We start from the raw sequence: 20,560 nt of genomic DNA on the forward strand, positions 1-20,560 counted from the left end.
CTTCGCCGAATTGTCTGACAAGAATACCTAAACCCGAGGAGTCGTCTACGCTGGTCGCATGACCGGCGCTTCTCCTCACGCATCGCTCGCTGTGGTGGGCGTCGTCGAGGCCGTCGCGATGCGGCTGCGGGCGGAGATACTCAGTGGTGCGCTCGGCTCCGGGGCTGCACTCACCGAAGCGCGGGTCTCTGCGGCCTACGGCGTCGCGCGGCCGACCGCGAAGGCGGCGATCGAGCAGCTCGTCGCCGCGGGCCTGCTCGTGCGCACGGCTCATCGAAGTGCGCGCGTCATTCCGATCGCCCCGGAGATGGTGCGCGATGTGTATCGCACGCGGAGCCGTCTCGAGAGCGCAGCCCTCAGGGAGCTCGCGCTGGACAGGGCGATCCCGCAGGCGGCGGTCGATGCCAACGCCGAGCTGCTCGCCATGCCGCCGGGCCCGGACGCCGCGACCGTTGATCCCGATCTCCGATTCCACACGGCGGTGATCGACGCGCTGGGCAGTGAGCGAACCTCGCGGATGTACCGCAGCGTGCTCGACGAAGTGCGTCTCTGCATGGCACAGGTTCAGGACCGGAAGCTGCTGGATGCCGAGGTCATCGCCGCCCAGCATGCGGCGATGTTGGACGCTGTGCGTGCCGGCGACGGAGACCTCGCGGCGGCACTGCTGGCAGAACACCTGGCATCGGCCGAGGAGCGGCTCGTCGACGCCCTCGATGTCTCTACGGGGACTCCACGGTCCATTCCAGCCGAGTGAGACCCCCGAGGGTGAGCGTCGCTCGGCCTTCGGAGCGCAGATAAGTCAGCATCGTGTGACCGCATCCTCGACACAACAGGATCATCCCGGCCTCGTCCAGCTCGGCGATGGCGTCTGCCAACGCGGCCTCGTGCTCGCAGTGCATGCACGCGGCTCGCGCGCTCGTCATGTCTCTGCCGAACAGCTCGAGCAGGAGACCTCCGGCCGCGTTGCCGTCGACTCTCTCACGGTGGCCGGGTTGTGCGGGGTGAGCGGGTTCCATCAGGCACCTCCGAAGCGCTCGGTACGGATGCGGTCGGCAGAGTGCCCTGCAGCGACGAGCAGATCGGCGACCGCCTCGACGAAGCCCGTCGGGCCGCAGACGTAGACGCTCGGGTTCTCCGACGCTGAGATGGTGGATGCCGAGATCGTCGCCGCGTCGACCCTCCCGGCCGGTCGTGCGACACCGTCGGGAGCGGTGCGCGTGTAGGCCCAGTCGAGAGCGAAGGTCGAGTCGTCGAGGGCGTCGAGCTCGTCGGCGTAGAACGCATCACCCGGACTCCGCACCGAGTAGAGCATCCGCATGGGCGCATGGCTGGCGGCGCTCGCGTGTTCACGCGCCATCGCGAGCAGAGGGACGATGCCGGATCCGCCGGCGATGAGCTGCACCGGTTCGGGTCGGTCAGGGGTCCACACGAAATAGCCGCCGATGGGGCCGCGAACCTCCAGTTCGTCGCCGGGGCGCACGTCCTGAACGAGGTAAGGGGAGACCTCGCCGTCGGGCACCTCGTCGACGGCGAGTTCGACGACGTCGGAGTCTCCCGTCGAGGCGAGCGAGTAGGAGCGGACGGCCTGATAGCCGTCTTCTGCGGTGAGACGCACATCGACGTGCTGGCCGGCCAGATTGCCCGGCCATCCGCCGACCTGCAGATGCAGCACCCGTCCGTGCGCGGTGATCGCTCGCGTCTCGACGACCCTGGCGACCAGCCACTCCGGCGCCGAGGTCACCAGTACCGCTCCTCTTTCCACGGATCCCCGTACATGTTGTAGCCGTTCTGCTCCCAGAAACCGGGCTCGTCGCTCTCGAGCAGATCGAGCCCGTGGACCCACTTGGCCGACTTCCAGAAGTAGAGGTGCGGGACGAGGAGGCGCGCGGGGCCGCCGTGCTCTGCGGCGAGCGGTCGGCCGTCGAACTCGAACGCGATCCACGCCTTCCCACCGGTGAGATCGGCTCGCGGGACGTTCGTCGTGTATCCGCCGTAGGAGAAGACTCGAGTGAACTCGCCGTCGCCGGAATCGGCGAGCAGATGGTCGAGCGAGACTCCACGCCACTCGGTGCCGAGTTTGGACCAGCGGGTCACGCAGTGGATGTCGGTGGTGATCGTGTCGATGGGGAGAGCCATCAGGTCGTCCCACGACCAGGTGCGGCGGATGCCGTCGAGCCCGACGACGGCGAACTCCCATGTCTCTGTATCGACGCGGGGCGTGGGGCCCGCGGAGAGCACGGGAAAGTCGGAGGTGAGGTACTGGCCGGGCGGGAGCCGGTCGTCGGATTCTCGTCGTCGTGCACCGAATCCGCGGGAGATCACAGCCATGGACCGATCCTACTGAGACGTGGAGTTCGGAGCACCGCTCTTCTGAAGCGATCTGTGTTTCCAGTCGGTGAACTTTTTACTTGTATACGCGTGAATCCTGCTATGTTCCTGATAAACCAGTTGAACAGATCTCGGAGTCACATTGCTGCGTCATTCTGATGTTTTTGCTGATTCTGAGAGATCTCAGGACGCACCCCTCACGCCCGAGCAGCTCGCGCGCGAGAACATGCCGCTCGCCACCTTCCTCGCGGTCGAGAAGGCGCGATCGGCGACGCACGTCGATCTCGACGACCTGCTCTCGGCTGCTCGACTGGGACTCGCTCGAGCAGCGATGTCGTTCGATCCGTCGCGAGGCATCCCGTTCGGTGCGTTCGCGAGCGGACAGATCAACTGGGCGATGCTGTCGGAGATGCGTCGGGCCGACCCCGCAGGGGAGCGCAGCCGCGACAAGATCGAGCGGGTGCGCGTCGCTGCCGAGACCGTGCTCGCACGGACGGGACGAGCGGCGACGACCGCCGAGCTGGCGAGGGAGTCGGGCCTCGATGCCGCCGCGGTCGCCGAGATGCTGAAGCTCGACGAGATGGTGCGCACCGCCACCAGCTTCGAGGCGCACTTCGATGTGGAGACGGGGCGCCAGGCCGCCGATCTCACCGACAGCGTGATCCTGCCCGAGCACGCCGCGGAGAGGTCGGAGCTGCGCACGATGCTCACGCGCGTCATCGAGGCGCTGCCCGAGGCGATGCGGAACGTCGTCCGCGGCATCTATCTCGAGGATCGGATGGTCAAGGACATCGCGGAGGAGCTGGCGGTGAGCCACGCCTACGTCTCGAAGCTGCGGTCGAAGGCTCTCGTGCTGATGCGCGAGGCCATGCAGGCCTGGGAAGACGGCACGACCGGCGACCGGTCGACCAAGGCGAAGTCGGAGTTCTTCGAGGTGCTGTTCGGCATGCCGGCACCGGTCGTGCCGCCCGTGTCGGAGCGGCTGCTCGCGGCGGTCTGAGAATTCCGCCTCGCGGCGGTTACGGTCGATCCGTGCGTCGCGAATGTGGGGAGTACGGGTCCACGGATGGACCTGAGTCCAACCCCATAACCACGGAGGAATTCTCATGGGTCTTCAGATCGCAACCAACGTCGGCGCGCTCAACGCGTACCGCAACCTGTCCGTCAACCAGAACGACGTCTCGAAGTCGCTCGAGAAGCTCTCGAGCGGTCTGCGCATCAACCGCGCAGCCGATGACGCCGCCGGTCTCGCCATCTCCGAGGGTCTGCGTTCGCAGGTCAACGGCCTGAACGTCGCAGCCCGCAACGCTCAGGACGGCATCTCGGTCATCCAGACCGCAGAAGGCGCACTGACCGAGGTCCACTCGATCCTTCAGCGCGTGCGTGACCTCGCCGTCCAGGCCGGCAACGACTCGAACAACGCCGACTCGCGCACCGCGATCACCACCGAGGTGACGCAGCTGGTCGATGAGCTCGATCGCATCGCCGACAGCGCCAACTTCAACGGCATCCAGCTGCTCGACGGCACCGCGGGAGCTGCCGGCGACGGCACTCTCAGCTTCCAGGTGGGAGCCGACGGTTCTGCATCCAGCCAGATCACCGTCGACCTGACCAGCGCCAACATCAAGGCGCTCACGACGCAGCTGCGCACCGACATCGTGACGACCGACGGCTTCGCCGACCCGACGGTGGCCGCTGCGACCATCACCACGGTCGACACCGCCATCAAGAGCGTCTCGTCGGCTCGCGCCGACCTCGGTGCCGTGCAGAACCGCTTCGAGTCGACGATCAACTCGCTGCAGGTCTCGGCCGAGAACCTCGGCGCTGCGAAGAGCCGTATCGCCGACACCGACATGGCTGCCGAGATGGTCAAGTACACCGCCTCGAACATCCTGCAGCAGGCCGGTACCGCCATGCTCGCGCAGGCGAACCAGTCGGGCCAGGGCGTCCTGCAGCTTCTCCGTTGAGTCGCTGCGCCTGAGGCGCACCGGGCGCTCGGGCGGAGTCACCTCCGCCCGAGCGCCTTCCTGTAGGACACCTTGACCACATCGCACGGAAGACGACCGGGATGAAACTCGACGGACTCGTATCAGGGCTCAAGACCGAAGAGCTCATCAAGGCGCTGATGGACGTGTCGGCGATCCCCAAGACGCTGATCACCAACAAGATCACCGATCGAAACTCGATCATCACGAACCTGCAGTCTCTCAACACGACACTGCAGGAGCTCGTCACGAAGGCCAAGACCGCAGCCACGCCGACATCGCTCTCCTCGTTCATCGCGTCCTCCTCGTCGGAGAGCGTGACCGTGACCGCCGGTTCGACGGCGAATGCCTTCTCGACGAGCATCGTCGTCGACGCGGTCGCCTCCGCGCACTCCGTCGTGACCGCCGCGGCCGGATCCTCCGCGTGGGGTGGCACGTTCACCGTGGTCGGTACCGACGGCGGGCCCGTCGAGATCACGCCGACCGGTACCGGGCCCCAAGATCTCGCGAAGGCCATCAACAACGCCAAGGCAGGCGTGATGGCCACCGTGGTCCCCGCGGGAACGGATGCCGACGGCAAGCCGCTCTCGCGCATCCAGCTGACCTCGATCGAGACGGGCGAAGCCGGCGGGTTCACGATCCATCGCGGATCCGCAGCCGATGTCGCCGCCGGGACAGCCACCGACATGGGGGCAGAGACCGGGGCGGCGATCCTCACCCAGGGTGCGGACGCCCGGGTGCGACTCTTCGCAGGCACCGCGGCCGAGCAGACGCTCACGAGCGCCAGCAACACGATCAGCGTGGGTGAGGGCATCGACGTCACGATCACGAAGCCGAGCACCGACCCCGTGACGGTGACGGTCGCGCGTGACGAGAAGAAGCAGACGACGACGGCCCAGACCTTCATCAAGGAGATCGCCGCGCTGCTGACGCGCATCGACAACGGCTCGAAGGCGACGGTCGGCGATGTCGGCGAGTCCACGACTCTCGGGGTCTTCACCGGCGACAGCACCGTGCGCAACCTCCGCGGAGCACTCGCCAATGCCGTGCAGCATCCGGTCGACGGGATCTCGCCCTCGACGATCGGCATCACGATCAGCGACAAGGGCGTGCTCTCGTTCGATGCCGAGAAGTTCGCTGCGGCCGTGGCCGACGACCCCGAAGCGACCCAGGAGCTGTTCTCCGCCATCGCGAGCCGACTCGAAGGGGTGACGACGCAGTACTCCGACAAGTACGACGGACTGCTCACGGCACGCATCACGGGTCAGGAATCCGAGGTCAAGACCCTGAAGACCCAGGTCGAGCGGTGGGACATCAGGCTCGAGCAGCGTCGCGCCACGCTCGAGCGCACCTACGCGCAGCTCGAGGTGCAGCTCTCCAAGCTGCAGTCGCAGTCGAGCTGGCTCACCGGTCAGCTCGCCGCGATGACGCCCAGCTCATCATCGTCCTGAGCCAACCCACCCTGACACCTCATCCGCATCCGCATTGGAGCCCGGAATCATGCCCATCACCTCTCTGGACCGTGCCAAGCAGCAGTACCTCGAGCAGCAGGTCGCCTCGGCGTCGCCCGAGCGCCTGCTGGTGCTCCTGTACGACCGGCTGCTCGTCGATGTCGACCGTGCCGGTGTCGCACAGGACGCCGGTGACTGGATCGCCGCCGGCACGCACCTGACCCACGCGCAATGGATCGTGGCGGAGCTGAACGGCTCGCTCAGCGACGTCTGGGACGGCGCGGATGACCTCCGTGGCCTCTATGCGTACCTGACCGGGCGTCTCATCGCCGCGAACATCGATCGGGATCGGTCGATCACGACCGAGTGCCGCGAGATCGTCGCCCCGCTTCGAGAGGCGTGGCACCAGGCCGCGGCCTCGACGGCCAGCTCGTCTCACGGCATCGCCACGGCGACGGCCTGACCGCCCGTGCCCGACAACCTCACGGCGTGGCTCGCGGTGCTCGACCAGTTCGAACGCGCACTCGATGCCGCCGACGATCAGATGGCGCCCGCAGACTTCGACCGGCCCCCTGGCGCCGTCCCGGAGCAGCTGCGTGAGCGAGCCGAAGCGGTGCTGGCCCGCCAGCAGCTCATGATCGGGGGCCTCGTCGCCTCGCGTGCGAACGTCGCGCGCGAGATCGCGGCTCTCCGCCGGGTGCCGACGGCTCCCGGCGGCACCCCTGCCTACCTCGACGTAGAAGGCTGAACGAAGCGGTTACGCCGCCCTCCACTGTCGCGATAGTCCCACCCGAGCACGGATCGCTCGATGATTGGCCAGGGATCGGCTTCTCCCACGACGTCCGGAGTGCCCCCGTGCTCGAATCCGTTACCTCTTCCGCGCTGATCAGCGCGCTCGACGGTCTGGCTCTGCGTCAGCGTTCGATCGCCGAGAACATCGCCAACGTCAACACACCGGGCTATCACGCCAAGCGCGTGCAGTTCGAAGACGAACTCCGCTCCGCCGTGTCAGCGGGGTCGGGAGCCGTCGCTCCCACCGTCGAACGTTCGCTCGAGCCGACCCGGATCAACGGCAACAACGTCAACCTCGACACAGAGACCCTGTCGAACATCGACACCGTGCTGCGCTTCCAGTTCGCGAGCCAGGCCATCGGCGGGCAGGCCGCATCGATCTCCAAGGCGATCGGACAGGCATCCGCATGACCTTCGACGCGATCGGCATCGCCGGCACAGGACTCACCGCACACCGCAAGTGGCTCGACGCGCTCAGCGACAACATCGCCAACGCCAACACGGTGACGCCCGCGGGCGAAGAGGCGTTCCGCGAGAAGCTCGTCACGGTTCAGGCGGGCACCGAGAGCCCGGGCGTGTACGTCACCGGTGTCGCCGAGTCGGAGGCCGAGGCCAAGCGCGTGTACGACCCTGAGCACCCCTACGCCGACGCGGACGGCTATGTGGAGTACCCGAACATCGAACTCGGCGACCAGATGAGCATGCTCATCGTCGCCCAGCGCGGCTACGAGGCGAACGCAGCAGTCGTCGACCGTGCCAAGACGACCTACGAAGCAGCGCTGCAGATCGGACGCAACTGATGAGCACCCCGATCGAGGGAATCTCGGCCGCAGGAGTGAGCCCGCTCTCGGCGCTGAGCTTCGAACGCGATGTCGAGGCTCCGAGCGCGACCGGCGGCGGCGCGTTCGCGAACTCGATGTCGGGAGCGATGGAGAACCTGCAACAGCTGCAGGCGTCGTCGAACGAACTCTCGGTGCAGGCCGTCACCGGAGACCTGCAGGACATCCATCAGGCGATGATCGCCTCATCGCGGGCCTCGGTGACGCTCGACCTGGTCGTCGCCGTGCGAGACCGAAGCGTCTCAGCCTTCAACGAGATCATGAGGATGCAGGCCTAAACGATGCCGAAGATGCTGACGGGTTATCTCGACCGCGCGAAGCAGGTCGTCTCGGGTTTCACCCTCGCCCAGCGGACCATCGCCATCATCGGCGTGGCGCTGCTGGTCATGGGGGCCATCGCACTGGGGTCATGGCTCGCGCGGCCGCAGATGAGCCCGCTGTTCACCGGTCTGAGCGCGGGAGACGCCTCCGCGGTCGTCGATCAGCTCAAGACCGCGGGGGTCTCCTACGAGCTCGCCGAGGGCGGCGCGACGATCCTGGTACCCGATGATCAGGTCTATGCGCAGCGGCTCAGTGCCGCCGCTGCCGGTCTTCCCGGTGACTCGAGCGAGGGCTACACGCTGCTCGACAAGATGGGTGTGACCGCGAGCGAGTTCCAACAGTCCGTGACGTACAAGCGCGCCATCGAGGGCGAGCTCGCGAGCACCATCGGATCGATGGACGGCATCACCGCGGCATCCGTGCAGCTCGCCATCCCCGAAGAGAGTGTCTTCGTGTCGGAGCAGCAGAGCCCGACCGCATCCGTCTTCGTCAAGACCCGCAACGGGTCGACGCTGGGTGACGAGAAGATCGAGGCCATCGTGCACCTCACGAGCGCCGCAGTGCCGGGAATGACCCCGGAGGACGTCGCCGTCACGGATCAGAACGGCGCGGTGCTCTCGGCCGTCGGCGCAGGTCTCACCGGGAACTCCTCGAAGCAGGCCACCGAGCACGAGGCGAAGGTCGCGGCATCCGTGAGCTCGATGCTCGAGACGATCGTCGGTCCCGGAAACGCCACCGTGACCGTCTCGGCGGATGTCGCGAACTCGACGTCCGAGCGGATGGAAGAGACGTATACCGCTCCGGAGGGCGAACTCAGCGCCTCGGAGCAGACCAAGACCGAGACCTACACCGGCGGGCAAGGCGGGGGAACCGGTGTGCTCGGCCCTGACAACATCGCCGTTCCGAACGGTGCGGCGGGCGATGGGGCGTACGAGTTCGAGGAGACGTCACGGGACAACGCCGTGAACAAGTCGACGGAGAAGACCGTCACCCCCGCCGGCGAGGTCACCAGGCAGACGGTGAGCATCGCCCTCAATCGCGGAGCGGTCACCGGCGTCACGGCCGCCCAGGTCGAGACACTCGTCGCCTCGGCGGCAGGGATCGACCTGGAACGGGGCGATGCGATCGCGGTGGAGTTCGTCGAGTTCAGCGAGACGGGTGCGACCGCAGCCCAGGCCGCGTTGCAGGCGGCGGAGGCCGAGCAGGCCGCCCAGATGCAGCAGGAGCTGCTGCGCGCCGCGATCATCGGCGGATCGATCCTTCTCGCGGTGATCATCCTCGTCGTCTTCCTGGCGGTGCGGCGCAAGATGAAGCGCCGAGTGATGTACACCGAGGACGGACCGATCGAGTACTTCGCGACCGTGACCGAGAGCGAAGAGCAGAAGTTGAAGTCGCTGCGTGGCCTGAAGGAGTCGGATGCGATCCCGCTGCCTGCCCCCACCACGCTGCTGCCGTCGGCCTCCGTCGACCTCGATGATGACGAGCGCGAGCCCGACCAGATGCTGGTCGAGCGTCGTCGCCGTGAGATCGACGACCTGGCGAAGCGCGAGCCCGAGTCGATCGCGGTCGCACTCGCGAGCCTGATGGATGAGGCGAGGGTATGAGCGCGCTGACCGAACTGCTCGATGCACAGGCCGACACCGTGGAGGTGTCCACGGCGCTGACGCCCTCTCCCGCATCGATCCCCGGCCAGGAGATGAGCGGCCTGCGCAAGGCCGCCATCGTGCTCATGAACATGGACCGTGCCGCGGGCGCCGAGGTGTTGCGTCACCTCGGCGAGGAGCGCTCGGAGATGCTGGCGGCCGAACTCACGCAGCTGGGCGGCGTCGATGTGGCCTCCACTGCCCGCGCTCTGGGCGAGTTCCGGCGCATCGCGACAGGTGGCTCTGTGCCGTCTCGAGGCGGGCAGGAGCTGGCGACCGGACTGCTCGAGACGGCGTTCGGGCGCGAGAAGGCCGTCGGGATGGTCGGGCGCGTGATGTCGCAGGGCTCTGTCTCCTTCGACTTCCTCAACGCCGCTGATCCCGCCCAGCTCGCGACGATCCTCGAGGGTGAGCTGCCGACGACCGTGGCCGTGGTGCTCGCGAACCTGCGGGCAGATCGTGCGGCCGCGGTTCTCGCCGCTCTGCAGGACCCGCTGCGCACCGACGTCGCCCAGGCCATCGCGACCATGGGCACGGCGACGCAGGAGGCCATCTCGATCGTCGCCGACTCGTTGCGCTCGCGCACCGGCGTCTTCGCGATGCGCGACAACCACGAGTCGATCGGCGGAGTGCAGCCTCTGGTCGAGATCATCAACCGCTCGGACACCGCGCTCGAGAAGTCGCTGCTCGCGTCTCTCGAAGGACGCGATCTGGCCCTGGCCGAGGACATCCGGAGTCGCATGGTCACGTTCGCCGACTTCGCGCGTCTCGAAGACCGCGACGCGCAGCGGGTTCTCCGTGGAATCGATCTGCGGATGCTCGCGCTCGCGCTCAAGGGAGCCGATGAGCAGATCGTCGAGAAGGTGCGCACCAACATGACCGAGCGCAATCAGGAGAACCTGGCGGAGGAGACCAGAGTCCTGGGACCGGTGCGCATGCGCCAGGTCGATGAGGCGCGATCGGAGATCGTGCGGATCATCCGCGAACTCGAGGCGTCCGAGGAGATCACGATCTCCCGCGAGGACGAGGACGAGCTGATCGAGTGATCCCTGCGCCGGTGCGGGACACGACGCTGGTTACGTCTTCGGCCGAGCGTCGCGATAGTGACGGGGGAGCACGGATAGCTCGCCCTTCGGGCCACGGACAGGCCAGACCTTCGACTCCCGGGGTGCCCACCGTGCTCGATTCCGCCTTCACGCCGCTGGTGGTGCCGCGCGTGGGCGAGGCGCCCGTGGACATTCGGGCAGAGGCCGAGCAGGCGCGAGCGCGCGGTTATGCCGAAGGCTTCGCGGAGGGTCTTCGGCGGGCGCGCGGTGAGGCGGCTGATCAGGCAGCGGTCGCGGAGCGACGCCAGCGAGAGCTCGCCGAGGCGTACCTGCATCAGAGGGGATCGGCGCTTCGGGCTCTCGACGCGGCACGCGATGCGCTCGACGCGCGGGCTGTGGGCCTGAGAGAGGTCGCGGTCGACGACATCGAACAGCTCGCCCTGGAGCTTGCCTCGACGATTCTCGGCGCAGAGCTCTCGGATCCCGCGCGCACCGCAGCTCATGCGCTGCGCAGAGCCATCGCCGAGGTCCCCGTCGAACGGTGGACCAGAGCGCTCCTCAGCGAGCAGGACGCGCGGACCGTCGAGGCCGATGACGAGCTGCGCGGCTTCACCGCAGGTGTCGAGGTCATCGGCTCATCGGCGGTGGATCCCGGCGGTGCGGTGATCGAGATCGAAGACGGCGCGGTCGACACGCGGATCCACGCCGCTCTGCGGCGCGTTCAGGCGGCGCTGCGACGCGACGTCGAAGATGGCGTCGAGGCATCCTGATGACGGCGACCTGGAAGCGTGCCCTCGTCGCCGCGCGCCCCGAGCACACGGGTGTGGTGCAGGCGGTACGTGGACTCGGTGTCGAGGTGCGTGGAGTCACGGGCGCGGTCGGCGACCGGGTGCGCATCGACACGACGGCCGGACGATCGGTCGAGGCAGAGATCGTGGCGCTCGACGGGGGATCGGCACGTTGTATGCCGCTCTCCCGACTCGACGGGATCACGGCACGCGCACGGGTGCGACACGGGGGTGCGCCCCTCCAGGTGCCGACCGGGCGGGCACTGCTCGGCCGGGTGCTCGACGGCCTGGGCCGACCGATCGACGGCAAGGGGCCGCTCGGTCACGCCGTACCGCTCGTGCCGCTCGACCACGACGCGCCGAACGTCATCACCCGACGACGGATCGACCGTCAGCTCGGTCTCGGCGTGCGCGTGCTCGACACGATGACCCCGGTCGGCTCGGGCCAGCGACTCGGTCTCTTCGCAGGATCGGGCGTGGGCAAGTCATCGCTCATGTCGATGATCGCTCGCGGATCGTCGGCCGATGTCACGGTGATCGCCCTCGTCGGCGAGCGCGGGCGTGAGGTGCGAGAGTTCCTCGAAGACGACCTCGGACCGGAGGGACTCGCCCGCTCGGTCGTCGTGGTCGCGACGTCCGACCAACCCGCCATGGCACGTCTGCGCTCGGCCTTCGTCGCGACCCGCATCGCGGAGCAGTTCCGTGATGACGGCCTCGACGTCGTGCTGATGATGGATTCGTTGACCCGTGTGGCGATGGCACAGCGCGAGATAGGACTCAGTGCCGGCGAACCGCCGGCTACGCGGGGCTACCCGCCGTCGACGTTCTCGGTGCTGGCGAGACTTCTCGAGCGCGCGGGCACCGCGGAGACCGGGTCGATCACCGGTCTCTACACGGTGCTCGTCGACGGCGACGACCACAACGAGCCGATCGCCGACGCGGCGCGCGGCATCCTCGACGGGCATGTGGTGCTCGATCGTTCGCTCGCGATACGAGGACACTTCCCCGCCATCGATGTGCTCGGATCCGTGTCGCGTGTGGTGTCGAAGATCACGACCCCTCAGCAGCGACAGCAGGCGGTGGCATTGCGCAGCGTGCTCGCCGCCCGCCGTGCGGCGAACGATCTGATCGACATCGGTGCCTACCGTCAGGGAGCGAATCCGCTCGTCGACGCCGCTCTCGCGCACGAGCAGGACATCGCGGGGTTCCTGACCCAGCCGATGGATCACCTGAGCGCGACGGACGAATCCTGGCAGCGACTGGCTGCCCTCACTGACGAGTTCGGAGGACTCACCTCATGACCTTCCCTCTGGCAGGGCTGCTGCGGGTGCGCGGTGCCCAGGAACGTGTCGCCGCCGAGCGGCTCTCGCGCGCGACCGCTGATCGCGTGCACACCGAATCCGCGGCACAGGACGTTCGAGCGAGCCTCGCCGAGCTCGGTGCTCAGGTCGGCGATGCGCACACTCTGCTCGCGATGGCGGCCGCCCGTGCCGCCGGACGCAGCACGCTCAGCGATCTGCAGGCACTCACCGAGCTGCGGCGGGCGGCGGAGGCGGACGCGAAGGACGCGCATGTCGAGTCGCGGCGTGAGCTGAAGGGTCTCGAACGGCTCGAGAGCACCCATCGAGTCGAGGAGGCGCGCGCAGACCTGTCGGCCGAGCAGAGCCGACTCGACGAGATCGCTGTCGCCCGTGCGGCACGCGGAGAGGGGAGTGCGGCGTGAGCGGGTTGGACGGCGTGCTCGCCCGCGTCGGCGAGATCGAGAGCCGCATCGTCTCACTGGATCCCACTGCTCGGGCTGCATCCGTCGAGTCGGCGACGTCGGCGACACCCGCGACATCGGGTGCGGGGGCCGAGTCCGCATCGGCATCGGCGTTCGCCGGGCTCCTGGAGGCGGCGAAGACCGCGATCCCCGAGGGGTCCGGGGCCCTCGCATCGACTGATCCGGCGGACCAGACCGCTGCCGCATCGTCTCAGAGCACGGCATCGGCGACGCAGACGAATGCAGGCACTGCCGAGCTGGCGACAGCTCTGCAGACTCTGTTCGCCGCGAACACCGGCTCGAGTGGCGGGGCCTCGTCGCTCACGCAGTACGCCGGGTTGATCGGATGACCGCGGTGAGTCTGCTGGGCGCATCGGTCGGCGGAGCATCCTCGGAGAACCCCGCTCAGCGCCGGGAGGTGGGGGAGGCGGAGGCTCGCTTCGGCGAGATCATCGTGCAGGTTCGCGAACGCGCGGCGGTGTCGGGCGAGTCCCCCTCGAACGACGGCATCACCGAAGACGCGGCATCGTCGGGTGACGTCGCAGCCCGGTCGGGGGCGGCACCTGCGGATGCCAGGGACATCGCCGCTGCGGCCGCGCTGTTCGGCGGAGTCGACGTGGCAGCCGTCGATGAGAGCACGCTGTCGACGGGCGCGGACGGGCAGGGCCCGGAGAAGCCGGGCGCTGACGAGCACGCTACCGGCGAGCACGGCGCAGACGAGCAGATCATCGCTGCGCCCGGTGCCGGCGAGCCGAGCACGACGCAGGTCGAGCCGACGTCGATCCCTCCGTTCGCCGAGTCCCCGGCCGTGACGACCGCGGTCGAGGGATCGGAGATGCGCCATGACCAGGGCGTGCGTGCCGCCGCATCCGCGGTCGCTCCGGCAGCGGCATCCGCCGTCGTATCCGACAGTGCCGATGCCCCGCAGGTCGGCCGCGGCGCGGCATCCGCGGTGGAGGCACAGGGCCCGTCGACCAGTGGCCGCACTGCTGCGGTGGCGCCCGACTCGTCGTCGGATGCCGAGCAGCCACGACTGTCTGCTCAGGCGCAGTCGTCGGGTTCGTCGGAGTCCGGGGCTGAGCGCGATGGGGCTTCTGCCTCGCCGACACCGACTCGCACGTTGTCGTCTCTGCCCGCGCCCATGGGGTCGTACGCAGAGATCCGCGCCTCCGCCGAGTCCGCCGCGAGCGGCACAGCACCCATCACCGGCGTCGACCTCTCGGCGGGCGATCGCGGGGTGTCCGTGGCTCCCGCCGCCGCGACCGCCGGCAGTGCCTCCGGCGCCGCGTCCGGCGCGTCGTCGATGCTCCCGATGGCTCCGGTCCTCGCTCCTCCTGCGCCGCTCGCCGTCGCTCCCGACGGTGCCCGCACCGTTGCCGCGCAGGTCGCCCCGGCGGTGCTCAGCATCGCTCAACGACCCGCCGGCGCACACCAGCTCACCATGACTCTGAATCCCGACTCGCTGGGGCCCGTCACGGTCCGCGCGAACATCGGTCAGGCCGGTGATGTGAAGGTGGAGTTGATCGGCGGTACCGATGCGGGCCGCGACGCGCTGCGTTCGCTCGTCGCCGATCTGCGCCGCGATCTGGCATCCGTGTCGCCGCACGCCACCCTCTCGGTGAGCACCGCAGTCGCGGCCGACACCGGAGCAGGCCGAGGAGGGCACCCGGGATCCGAGGCGGCGGCGGGGGAGCAAGGGGCCTCTCGTGACGGCGCATCCCCGCAGCGCGACCGACGCGCCGCCACCGACCGCATGGACGACCTGGCCCAGGTCATCCGGATCAGCACCAGCACCTTCGCCGGCTCAGGCGAGGGGCTCGACACCTTCGCCTGAGAGGACTCACCCATGACCGTCGACGCCGTGAGCGCACCGACCTCGATCCACACCACGGGCACGACCGACCCCGCGGCCCGCAAGCAGACTCTCGACGGCGAGGTCTTCCTGAAGCTGCTCGTCACGCAGCTGACCCACCAGGATCCGTCGAACCCGATGGACACGAACGAGATGATCTCGCAGACCACTCAGCTGGCGATGATGGAGCAGCTGACCACGCTGTCCGAGAACGGCACCGAGGCGTTCGCACTGAACATGCGCCAGGCGGCGACGGCACTGATCGGACAGGAAGCCAGCTACAAGGATGCCGACGGCAAGACGATCACCGGCATCGTGACGAAGGTGTCGTTCGACGGCCCCGTTCCCCAGGTGACCATCGGCGACAAGAGCATCTCGCTCGACGCCATCACCGGTGTCGCCACGCAGCCCGCACCCACCCAGACCCCTGCAGCACCCCAGACCCCCACCGCGCCGGAAACCCCCGCCGCGGCCTGACCTCGCATACCCACACAGGAAGAGAGACACACATGCTCCGCTCGCTCTACTCCGGTATCTCCGGCCTCCGTTCGCACCAGACCATGCTCGATGTCACCGGCAACAACATCGCCAACGTCAACACCGCAGGCTTCAAGGGATCCTCCGTGCTGTTCCAGGACTCGCTCTCACAGCTCATCGGCAACCCCGGCATCCCCGACGACGAGGTCGGCGGGCGCAACCCCGCGCAGGTCGGTCTCGGCGTGCAGGTCGCCGGTGTGCGCACCAACTTCGCGCAGGGGTCGGCTCAGGCGACCGGTCGAGGGGGCGACCTCATGATCTCGGGTGACGGGTTCTTCGCCGTGCGCTCGGGTGGAGAGACGCTCTACACCCGCGCGGGAGGGTTCTCCTTCGATCCCACCGGCAAGATGGTCACGGCCGACGGAGCCGTCGTGCAGGGCTGGTCGGCGCAGGACGGCGTGGTCAACACCGGGCAGGCCGTCGGCAACATCGTGCTGCCCCTCGACGCGGTGTCGCCGGCGCGGGCGACGACCACGGCGGCCGTCACGGGCAACCTCCCCTCGACGGCGGAGGTCGGCGACGAGCTCGTCCGCGATGTCGAGATCTACGACGCGCAGGGCGCCCCCTCGACGCTGAGCCTGACCTTCACCAAGACGGCCACGGGCTGGGATGTCGAAGAGCCGACCAGCGGCGCCACCGGAGCGCTCGCCTTCACCGACGGCGCCCAGACCCCTCCCGGTCTCACCCTCGCAGTCGGGGGCGTGAGCGTCGACCTCAGTGCGGTCACCGGGTACGCGACGCTGTCGACGGTGGCGGTCACCGAGCAGAACGGTGCGGCCGCAGGCACGCTCAAGTCGTACAGCATCACCGGAGACGGCTCGATCGTGGGCACGTTCAGCAACGGGGCCACCCAGACCCTGGGCAAGATCGCGATGGCGACCTTCGCGAACCCGGAGGGACTCGAGAAGGCCGGCGGAAGCGCCTATCGCCCGTCTGTCAATTCCGGCGCCGTGCGCATGGGCGAGCCCGGCCAGGCAGGGTTCGGCGACCTGGTCTCGGGTGCGCTCGAGATGAGCAACGTGGACCTCTCCCAGGAGTTCACCAATCTGATCGTGGCGCAGCGCGGCTTCCAGGCGAACGCCCGCATCATCACCACGAGCGACGAGGTCCTGCAGGAGCTGACACAGCTCAAGCGCTGATCCCGGCATCCGCCGCACCATGACGAGGGCTCCCCGCGGATCGCGGGGAGCCCTCGCGTGCTCCGGTTACCGCAGCGCATCCGCGTCGCGATAGTCAGGTGGACTTGCCCCTCCTCCCACGCTCGGAGACGATCCGATGATCACCGTCACCCGCCTCGACCGCACGCGGTTCGCGGTCAACCCCGACCTGATCGAACGTATCCAGGCATCGCCCGACACGACCCTGCACATGATCGACGGTCACGTGTACGTCGTCGCCGAGGATCTCGAGGCCGTCATCGACCTCATCGTGGCCTATCGCGCCAGAGTGCTGCACGTCGCGCAGGCGATGAGCGCGAAGTCGGGGGAGTGACGATGGATCCCGCATTCATCATCGGAGTGATCCTCGCGTTCGGCGCGCTGGTCGCGATGATCACGATGGAGGGCGCGAGCTTCCAGGCGCTGCTCATCCCCGCTCCGATGATCCTGGTGCTCGGGTCGACCATCGGTGTCGGCATCGCGAGCCACACGATGCGCGACACGATCATCGCGGTCAAGAGCCTCGGACGCATGGTGCGCGGACCGAAGGCGACACCCGAGGCGGTGATCCCTTTCCTCGTCGGTTACGCCGAGAAGGCTCGCGGTGAGGGGCTGCTGTCTCTCGAGCAGGAACTCGACTCGGCTCCCGACGTCTTCACTCGCCAGGCGCTTCAGGCACTCGCCGACGGCACCGACGCCGAGGACCTGCGCCTGACGATGGATGACGAGATCACCGCGACCTCGTCGCGCAACCGGGTCGCCGCGAAGTTCTTCGCCTCGCTCGGCGGATATGCGCCGACGATCGGCATCGTCGGCACGGTCGTCTCGCTCACGCACGTGCTCGAGAAGCTCGACGAGCCCGACCATCTCGGGCCGATGATCGCCGCCGCGTTCGTCGCCACGCTGTGGGGGCTGCTCTCCGCGAACTTCATCTGGAACCCGATCGCCGGGCGGCTGAGTCGCATCGGCGCCGTCGAGCTCGAGCGGATGACACTGGTCTCGGAGGGCATGCTCGCCATCCAGGCCGGCAGCGCACCCCACCTTCTGCAGGAACGACTCGAGGCCCTGTCGACGGTCAAGCCCAAGGCCGCCAAGAAGAAGGGTCAGCCCTCGGAGGAATCTCCGTGAGCGCGAGTCGTCGATCACGCGGGCGGGGCCATGACGAAGACACCCATGACGAGCCGGACGAGCGCTGGGCGGTCTCGTACGCCGACATGGTCACGGTGCTGATGTGCCTGTTCATCGTGCTGTTCGCCGTCTCGAACGTCGATAAGACGAAGTTCGAGCTGCTCGCCAACAGTCTGGCGACCGGATTCGGCCAGGAGAGCACCGAGGGCGGTGCCGACACGGCCGAGGGCATGGTGATCCCGCCGGAGCTGCAGGACGAGGACGGCGTCGTCGACCTGAGAGCTCGCGCCGAGGTCGAGTACGAATCGCTCGAGGATCTGCAGGAGCGGATGCATGCCGCGCTCGAAGTGCACGGGCTTCAGAATGCCGTCGAGTTCGTGATCGATGACCGCGGCCTCAACGTCGGCCTGATCGGAGCGGAGACGTTCTTCGCCGACAACAGCACGTCGCTGTCGGGCAAAGCCGATGCCGTGCTCGACGCGATCGGCGATGTGCTGCTGACCGTCGGCAACCAGGTCAGCGTCGAGGGACACGCGGACCATCGTGTCTCGGCCGACCCGTACCCCACGAACTGGGAGCTGTCCGGGGGCCGAGCCACTCAGGTCGCGCGCTTCCTGGTCGAGCACGAAGGAGTGGGCGGCCCGAGGGTGAAGGCGACAGCGTTCTCCGACACGCGTCCTCTCGTCGCCGGAGACAGCCCCGAGGCTCTGGCAGGGAACAGACGCGTCGACATCGTCGTCGAATCGACAGAGGAAGAGCAGGTGCGAGCGCTGATCCCGGCGATCGCGGCTGCCGCCGGGGGAGCTGACCGCAGATGAACACGACAGTCGAGGAGACTCCGATGACCGCATCCGCACGGACGGATGAGTCCGTGGCGCGGTACGCCGAGTACGACTTCAGTCGCCCGGCGCAACTCGGACGCGAGAGCACGCGCCACCTCGAGGCCGCATTCGAATCGTTCGCACGCCTGTGGTCGTCTCAGCTGACCGCGAAGATCAGGGTGCGGGCGCACCTCGCGCTCGAGAGCGTCGACCTGATCTCCTATGAGGAGTACGCCGAGACGCTGCCGAGTACGACCGCCATGGTCACGGGAGCGTTCGATGGACGCGACGAGCCCTGCGTCGTGCAGTTCGCGCTCGACAGCGCGCTGCTCTGGGTGGTCCAGATGATGGGTGGCAGAACGACCGCCCCGCCCGATGCACGCACTTTCACGCCGATCGAGCTCGCGCTCGTGCGCAACCTCATGGAGGGCACGTTCGAGCACCTGCATGCGAGCCTGGGTGCTCTTCTGCCGAGCGAACCCCGATACACGGCCGTTCATTACAACCCGCAGTACATGCAGGTGATCTCGGCCGCCGCTGCCGTCATCGTCGCCCGGTACACGATGCGTCTGGGCGATGTGGAGAGCACGGCGACGGTCATGCTCCCGGCGTCGACCGTGGTCGATCGCCTCGCGGCGTCGGGATCGGACTCTGCCGCCGAACACACACCTCGGCAGACGCTGGACCAGGTGCGCAGCACGCCGCTCGAGCTCACGCTGCGCCTCGCTCCGCTGACGATCGGTGCCGGTGAGGTGCTCGATCTCGCGCCCGGTGACCTGCTGAGGCTTCCCCACGCCGAGACCGCTCCGTTCGAGCTCGTCGCGGGTGCGACGCCGATCGCCCGGGCCACCCCGGGCAGCCGGGGCTCGCGCCTGACCTGCAAGATCATGACCATTCCCGAGGAGACCCACAGATGAGCACCTTCCACGAGACCGCCGTCGCCGCGGCGATTGCCGGCAGGCTGCCGTTCGCCTACCCCGTGATTCCGACGCCGTCGACGGACCCCGGTGCGGCGGGCGACGCTGTCGCCGTGACCGTCACCGGCACGCCCGGTGCGCGTATCGCGATCCAGATCATCGATCCGTCGCAGCTCGACGACGGATCGCCCACGGCGCGGCTCGCCGATCGACTGCATCCGATCTTCGAGTCGGCTGCGGCGGTGCTCGGTGCCGGGGCGCTCGGCGGCACCGAGTCTGTCGATGCCGCAGAGACCTTCACCCAGCGGGGTGCTCAGGTGTTCGACCTCGTCGACGCCGACGGCGCCGTGGTCGCCCGCACGTCCGTGCGGATCGACGGAGAACACCCGGCATCGGCACAGGGACCGCAGCGTCTCAGCCGGATCGCCGGGGTGGAGATGGAGCTGGTGGTCGAGATCGGACGCACTCGGATGCCGGTGCGCGACGTGCTCGCCCTCGAGCCCGGCCGCGTGGTCGAGCTCGATCGTGCTGCGGGGTCGCCGGCCGACATCAAGCTCAACGGTCGTCTGATCGGACACGGCACGGTCGTGGTCGCCGAGGGCGACTTCGCCATCCGTGTGGAGCGCATCCTCGACGGCGCCGAGACGGTCTGACGGTGGACGACCTGCTCGTCGCGCTCCGCGCAGTCGTCGCTCTCGCGGCGGTGCTCGGTCTGCTGTTCTTCCTCAGTCGCCGCCTGCAGAAGAGCCAGAACTCGGGGGCGAACCCACTCGCCGGCCTGATGCCGAAGAAGCTCGCGCGGCTCACCGCGCTCCGCCCCGCGAAGAGCTCCGGCGCCGAGCGGCCGCGCCCCGAGAAGATCACGGTCGTGGCGCGTTCCGGCATCGGCGGCAAGGCACAGCTCGTCGTCGCCGAGTTCGGCGGCATCCGCTACGTCCTGGGCGTCACGGAGCACGGCATCAACGTGGTCGACACCCAGGAGGCGCCGCTCATCGACGAGGACGCGTTCCGCGCGGAGGCGATCGATGACACGACGGACAGAACGGACGACCTCGACGACCAGCCGAACGACATCGTCGATCGGGCGCTGCGCTCGGTGGCCTGAGGGCTCGCCGCACCGGTTACGCCAGAGCATCCTGTCGCGATAGTCGTCTTCGAGCACGGATCGCTCGACACCCCTGGCTACGGATCGG

General features: G+C 68.3%; 27 protein-coding genes. 24 read left to right on the forward strand and 3 right to left on the reverse strand.

Features of this window, described 5'->3' with window-relative positions:
* Positions 1–58: 58 nt before the first annotated feature.
* Complete coding sequence (locus ACZZZN_RS05825; protein ID WP_463504244.1) at positions 59–754, forward strand: GntR family transcriptional regulator; 696 nt, start codon at positions 59–61, stop codon at positions 752–754.
* Here the strand turns inward: ACZZZN_RS05825 and ACZZZN_RS05830 are convergent.
* The 3 genes from ACZZZN_RS05830 to ACZZZN_RS05840 are packed head-to-tail and all read right to left on the reverse strand — an operon-like array spanning position 720 to position 2,328.
* Positions 720–1,016 (reverse strand): DUF6510 family protein, encoded by a 297-nt coding sequence (locus tag ACZZZN_RS05830; RefSeq protein ID WP_463504245.1) that lies wholly within the window; start codon positions 1,014–1,016, stop codon positions 720–722. The two genes, ACZZZN_RS05825 and ACZZZN_RS05830, sit on opposite strands and share 35 nt — an antisense overlap.
* A complete protein-coding gene (locus tag ACZZZN_RS05835; RefSeq protein ID WP_463504246.1) occupies positions 1,016–1,741 on the reverse strand; it encodes a ferredoxin reductase in 726 nt (241 codons plus the stop codon). Before ACZZZN_RS05835 ends, ACZZZN_RS05830 begins: the two co-directional genes overlap by 1 nt.
* On the reverse strand, positions 1,738–2,328 hold the full coding sequence (locus ACZZZN_RS05840) for a sulfite oxidase-like oxidoreductase (protein WP_463504247.1): 591 nt from the start codon (positions 2,326–2,328) through the stop codon (positions 1,738–1,740). The genes ACZZZN_RS05835 and ACZZZN_RS05840 overlap by 4 nt, the downstream gene beginning before the upstream one ends.
* Positions 2,329–2,470: 142 nt before the next feature.
* Here ACZZZN_RS05840 and ACZZZN_RS05845 point away from each other — a divergent pair, with 142 nt between their 5' ends.
* From ACZZZN_RS05845 to ACZZZN_RS05955, 23 genes are all read left to right on the forward strand, one after another.
* Positions 2,471–3,328 (forward strand): sigma-70 family RNA polymerase sigma factor, encoded by an 858-nt coding sequence (locus ACZZZN_RS05845; protein WP_463504248.1) that lies wholly within the window; start codon positions 2,471–2,473, stop codon positions 3,326–3,328.
* A gap of 106 nt (positions 3,329–3,434) precedes the next feature.
* Positions 3,435–4,295, forward strand: coding sequence for a flagellin N-terminal helical domain-containing protein (locus tag ACZZZN_RS05850; protein ID WP_463504249.1), 861 nt, complete (start codon positions 3,435–3,437; stop codon positions 4,293–4,295).
* Positions 4,296–4,396: 101 nt separating this feature from the next.
* A complete protein-coding gene (fliD, locus tag ACZZZN_RS05855) occupies positions 4,397–5,764 on the forward strand; it encodes a flagellar filament capping protein FliD (protein WP_463504250.1) in 1,368 nt (455 codons plus the stop codon).
* A 49-nt stretch (positions 5,765–5,813) separates the two neighbouring features.
* Entirely contained in the window at positions 5,814–6,227 is a 414-nt protein-coding gene (fliS, locus tag ACZZZN_RS05860) for a flagellar export chaperone FliS (protein ID WP_463504251.1), read from the forward strand.
* A gap of 6 nt (positions 6,228–6,233) precedes the next feature.
* Entirely contained in the window at positions 6,234–6,512 is a 279-nt protein-coding gene (locus tag ACZZZN_RS05865) for a hypothetical protein (protein ID WP_463504252.1), read from the forward strand.
* Between the two features lie 107 nt (positions 6,513–6,619).
* Positions 6,620–6,967 (forward strand): flagellar basal body rod protein FlgB, encoded by a 348-nt coding sequence (gene flgB / locus ACZZZN_RS05870; protein WP_463504253.1) that lies wholly within the window; start codon positions 6,620–6,622, stop codon positions 6,965–6,967.
* Positions 6,964–7,356: a flagellar basal body rod protein FlgC gene (flgC, locus tag ACZZZN_RS05875; protein ID WP_463504254.1), complete on the forward strand. Its 393-nt coding sequence runs from the start codon at positions 6,964–6,966 to the stop codon at positions 7,354–7,356. Before flgB ends, flgC begins: the two co-directional genes overlap by 4 nt.
* Entirely contained in the window at positions 7,356–7,673 is a 318-nt protein-coding gene (gene fliE / locus ACZZZN_RS05880) for a flagellar hook-basal body complex protein FliE (protein WP_463504255.1), read from the forward strand. The genes flgC and fliE overlap by 1 nt, the downstream gene beginning before the upstream one ends.
* A gap of 3 nt (positions 7,674–7,676) precedes the next feature.
* Entirely contained in the window at positions 7,677–9,320 is a 1,644-nt protein-coding gene (gene fliF, locus ACZZZN_RS05885) for a flagellar basal-body MS-ring/collar protein FliF (protein WP_463504256.1), read from the forward strand.
* On the forward strand, positions 9,317–10,405 hold the full coding sequence (gene fliG / locus ACZZZN_RS05890) for a flagellar motor switch protein FliG (protein WP_463504257.1): 1,089 nt from the start codon (positions 9,317–9,319) through the stop codon (positions 10,403–10,405). The genes fliF and fliG overlap by 4 nt, the downstream gene beginning before the upstream one ends.
* 122 nt (positions 10,406–10,527) lie before the next feature.
* Positions 10,528–11,175 carry a FliH/SctL family protein gene (locus ACZZZN_RS05895; RefSeq protein ID WP_463504258.1) on the forward strand — a complete coding sequence of 216 codons (648 nt, stop codon included), beginning with the start codon at positions 10,528–10,530 and terminating at the stop codon, positions 11,173–11,175.
* Positions 11,175–12,494: a FliI/YscN family ATPase gene (locus ACZZZN_RS05900; protein ID WP_463504259.1), complete on the forward strand. Its 1,320-nt coding sequence runs from the start codon at positions 11,175–11,177 to the stop codon at positions 12,492–12,494. Before ACZZZN_RS05895 ends, ACZZZN_RS05900 begins: the two co-directional genes overlap by 1 nt.
* Positions 12,491–12,916, forward strand: a complete 426-nt coding sequence (locus ACZZZN_RS05905) for a flagellar export protein FliJ (RefSeq protein ID WP_463504260.1) — start codon at positions 12,491–12,493, stop codon at positions 12,914–12,916. The genes ACZZZN_RS05900 and ACZZZN_RS05905 overlap by 4 nt, the downstream gene beginning before the upstream one ends.
* Positions 12,913–13,305 (forward strand): hypothetical protein, encoded by a 393-nt coding sequence (locus ACZZZN_RS05910; RefSeq protein WP_463504261.1) that lies wholly within the window; start codon positions 12,913–12,915, stop codon positions 13,303–13,305. The genes ACZZZN_RS05905 and ACZZZN_RS05910 overlap by 4 nt, the downstream gene beginning before the upstream one ends.
* A complete protein-coding gene (locus ACZZZN_RS05915) occupies positions 13,302–14,789 on the forward strand; it encodes a flagellar hook-length control protein FliK (RefSeq protein WP_463504262.1) in 1,488 nt (495 codons plus the stop codon). The genes ACZZZN_RS05910 and ACZZZN_RS05915 overlap by 4 nt, the downstream gene beginning before the upstream one ends.
* 12 nt (positions 14,790–14,801) lie before the next feature.
* Positions 14,802–15,284 (forward strand): flagellar hook capping FlgD N-terminal domain-containing protein, encoded by a 483-nt coding sequence (locus tag ACZZZN_RS05920; protein ID WP_463504263.1) that lies wholly within the window; start codon positions 14,802–14,804, stop codon positions 15,282–15,284.
* 32 nt (positions 15,285–15,316) lie between these two features.
* On the forward strand, positions 15,317–16,483 hold the full coding sequence (locus ACZZZN_RS05925) for a flagellar hook protein FlgE (RefSeq protein ID WP_463504264.1): 1,167 nt from the start codon (positions 15,317–15,319) through the stop codon (positions 16,481–16,483).
* 136 nt (positions 16,484–16,619) lie between these two features.
* Complete coding sequence (locus ACZZZN_RS05930) at positions 16,620–16,835, forward strand: flagellar FlbD family protein (RefSeq protein ID WP_463504265.1); 216 nt, start codon at positions 16,620–16,622, stop codon at positions 16,833–16,835.
* Positions 16,836–16,837: 2 nt separating this feature from the next.
* A complete protein-coding gene (locus tag ACZZZN_RS05935; protein WP_463504266.1) occupies positions 16,838–17,629 on the forward strand; it encodes a motility protein A in 792 nt (263 codons plus the stop codon).
* The gene (locus ACZZZN_RS05940; RefSeq protein ID WP_463504267.1) at positions 17,626–18,447 is read left to right on the forward strand and encodes an OmpA/MotB family protein; all 822 of its coding nucleotides are present in this window, start codon (positions 17,626–17,628) and stop codon (positions 18,445–18,447) included. Before ACZZZN_RS05935 ends, ACZZZN_RS05940 begins: the two co-directional genes overlap by 4 nt.
* Before the next feature lie 23 nt (positions 18,448–18,470).
* Positions 18,471–19,367, forward strand: a complete 897-nt coding sequence (locus ACZZZN_RS05945; protein ID WP_463504268.1) for a flagellar motor switch protein FliM — start codon at positions 18,471–18,473, stop codon at positions 19,365–19,367.
* Positions 19,364–20,020, forward strand: a complete 657-nt coding sequence (locus ACZZZN_RS05950) for a FliM/FliN family flagellar motor switch protein (protein ID WP_463504269.1) — start codon at positions 19,364–19,366, stop codon at positions 20,018–20,020. Before ACZZZN_RS05945 ends, ACZZZN_RS05950 begins: the two co-directional genes overlap by 4 nt.
* Before the next feature lie 2 nt (positions 20,021–20,022).
* Complete coding sequence (locus ACZZZN_RS05955) at positions 20,023–20,472, forward strand: flagellar biosynthetic protein FliO (RefSeq protein WP_463504270.1); 450 nt, start codon at positions 20,023–20,025, stop codon at positions 20,470–20,472.
* The last annotated feature ends 88 nt before the right edge of the window (positions 20,473–20,560 follow it).

It is taken from the genome of Microbacterium sp. AC145, assembly GCF_979258505.1.

Excerpts from the sequence above, each read along its gene's own strand:
- ACZZZN_RS05925 (WP_463504264.1), top strand. The coding sequence starts at position 15,317 with ATGCTCCGCTCGCTCTACTCCGGTATCTCCGGCCTCCGTTCGCACCAG.
- fliS (WP_463504251.1), top strand. The coding sequence starts at position 5,814 with ATGCCCATCACCTCTCTGGACCGTGCCAAGCAGCAGTACCTCGAGCAG.
- ACZZZN_RS05930 (WP_463504265.1), top strand. The coding sequence starts at position 16,620 with ATGATCACCGTCACCCGCCTCGACCGCACGCGGTTCGCGGTCAACCCC.
- ACZZZN_RS05945 (WP_463504268.1), top strand. The coding sequence starts at position 18,471 with ATGACCGCATCCGCACGGACGGATGAGTCCGTGGCGCGGTACGCCGAG.
- ACZZZN_RS05905 (WP_463504260.1), top strand. The coding sequence starts at position 12,491 with ATGACCTTCCCTCTGGCAGGGCTGCTGCGGGTGCGCGGTGCCCAGGAA.
- ACZZZN_RS05935 (WP_463504266.1), top strand. The coding sequence starts at position 16,838 with ATGGATCCCGCATTCATCATCGGAGTGATCCTCGCGTTCGGCGCGCTG.
- fliE (WP_463504255.1), top strand. The coding sequence starts at position 7,356 with ATGAGCACCCCGATCGAGGGAATCTCGGCCGCAGGAGTGAGCCCGCTC.
- ACZZZN_RS05840 (WP_463504247.1), bottom strand. The coding sequence starts at position 2,328 with ATGGCTGTGATCTCCCGCGGATTCGGTGCACGACGACGAGAATCCGAC.
- fliD (WP_463504250.1), top strand. The coding sequence starts at position 4,397 with ATGAAACTCGACGGACTCGTATCAGGGCTCAAGACCGAAGAGCTCATC.
- ACZZZN_RS05830 (WP_463504245.1), bottom strand. The coding sequence starts at position 1,016 with ATGGAACCCGCTCACCCCGCACAACCCGGCCACCGTGAGAGAGTCGAC.
- fliF (WP_463504256.1), top strand. The coding sequence starts at position 7,677 with ATGCCGAAGATGCTGACGGGTTATCTCGACCGCGCGAAGCAGGTCGTC.
- ACZZZN_RS05825 (WP_463504244.1), top strand. The coding sequence starts at position 59 with ATGACCGGCGCTTCTCCTCACGCATCGCTCGCTGTGGTGGGCGTCGTC.
- fliG (WP_463504257.1), top strand. The coding sequence starts at position 9,317 with ATGAGCGCGCTGACCGAACTGCTCGATGCACAGGCCGACACCGTGGAG.
- flgC (WP_463504254.1), top strand. The coding sequence starts at position 6,964 with ATGACCTTCGACGCGATCGGCATCGCCGGCACAGGACTCACCGCACAC.
- ACZZZN_RS05920 (WP_463504263.1), top strand. The coding sequence starts at position 14,802 with ATGACCGTCGACGCCGTGAGCGCACCGACCTCGATCCACACCACGGGC.
- ACZZZN_RS05915 (WP_463504262.1), top strand. The coding sequence starts at position 13,302 with ATGACCGCGGTGAGTCTGCTGGGCGCATCGGTCGGCGGAGCATCCTCG.
- ACZZZN_RS05850 (WP_463504249.1), top strand. The coding sequence starts at position 3,435 with ATGGGTCTTCAGATCGCAACCAACGTCGGCGCGCTCAACGCGTACCGC.
- ACZZZN_RS05900 (WP_463504259.1), top strand. The coding sequence starts at position 11,175 with ATGACGGCGACCTGGAAGCGTGCCCTCGTCGCCGCGCGCCCCGAGCAC.
- ACZZZN_RS05950 (WP_463504269.1), top strand. The coding sequence starts at position 19,364 with ATGAGCACCTTCCACGAGACCGCCGTCGCCGCGGCGATTGCCGGCAGG.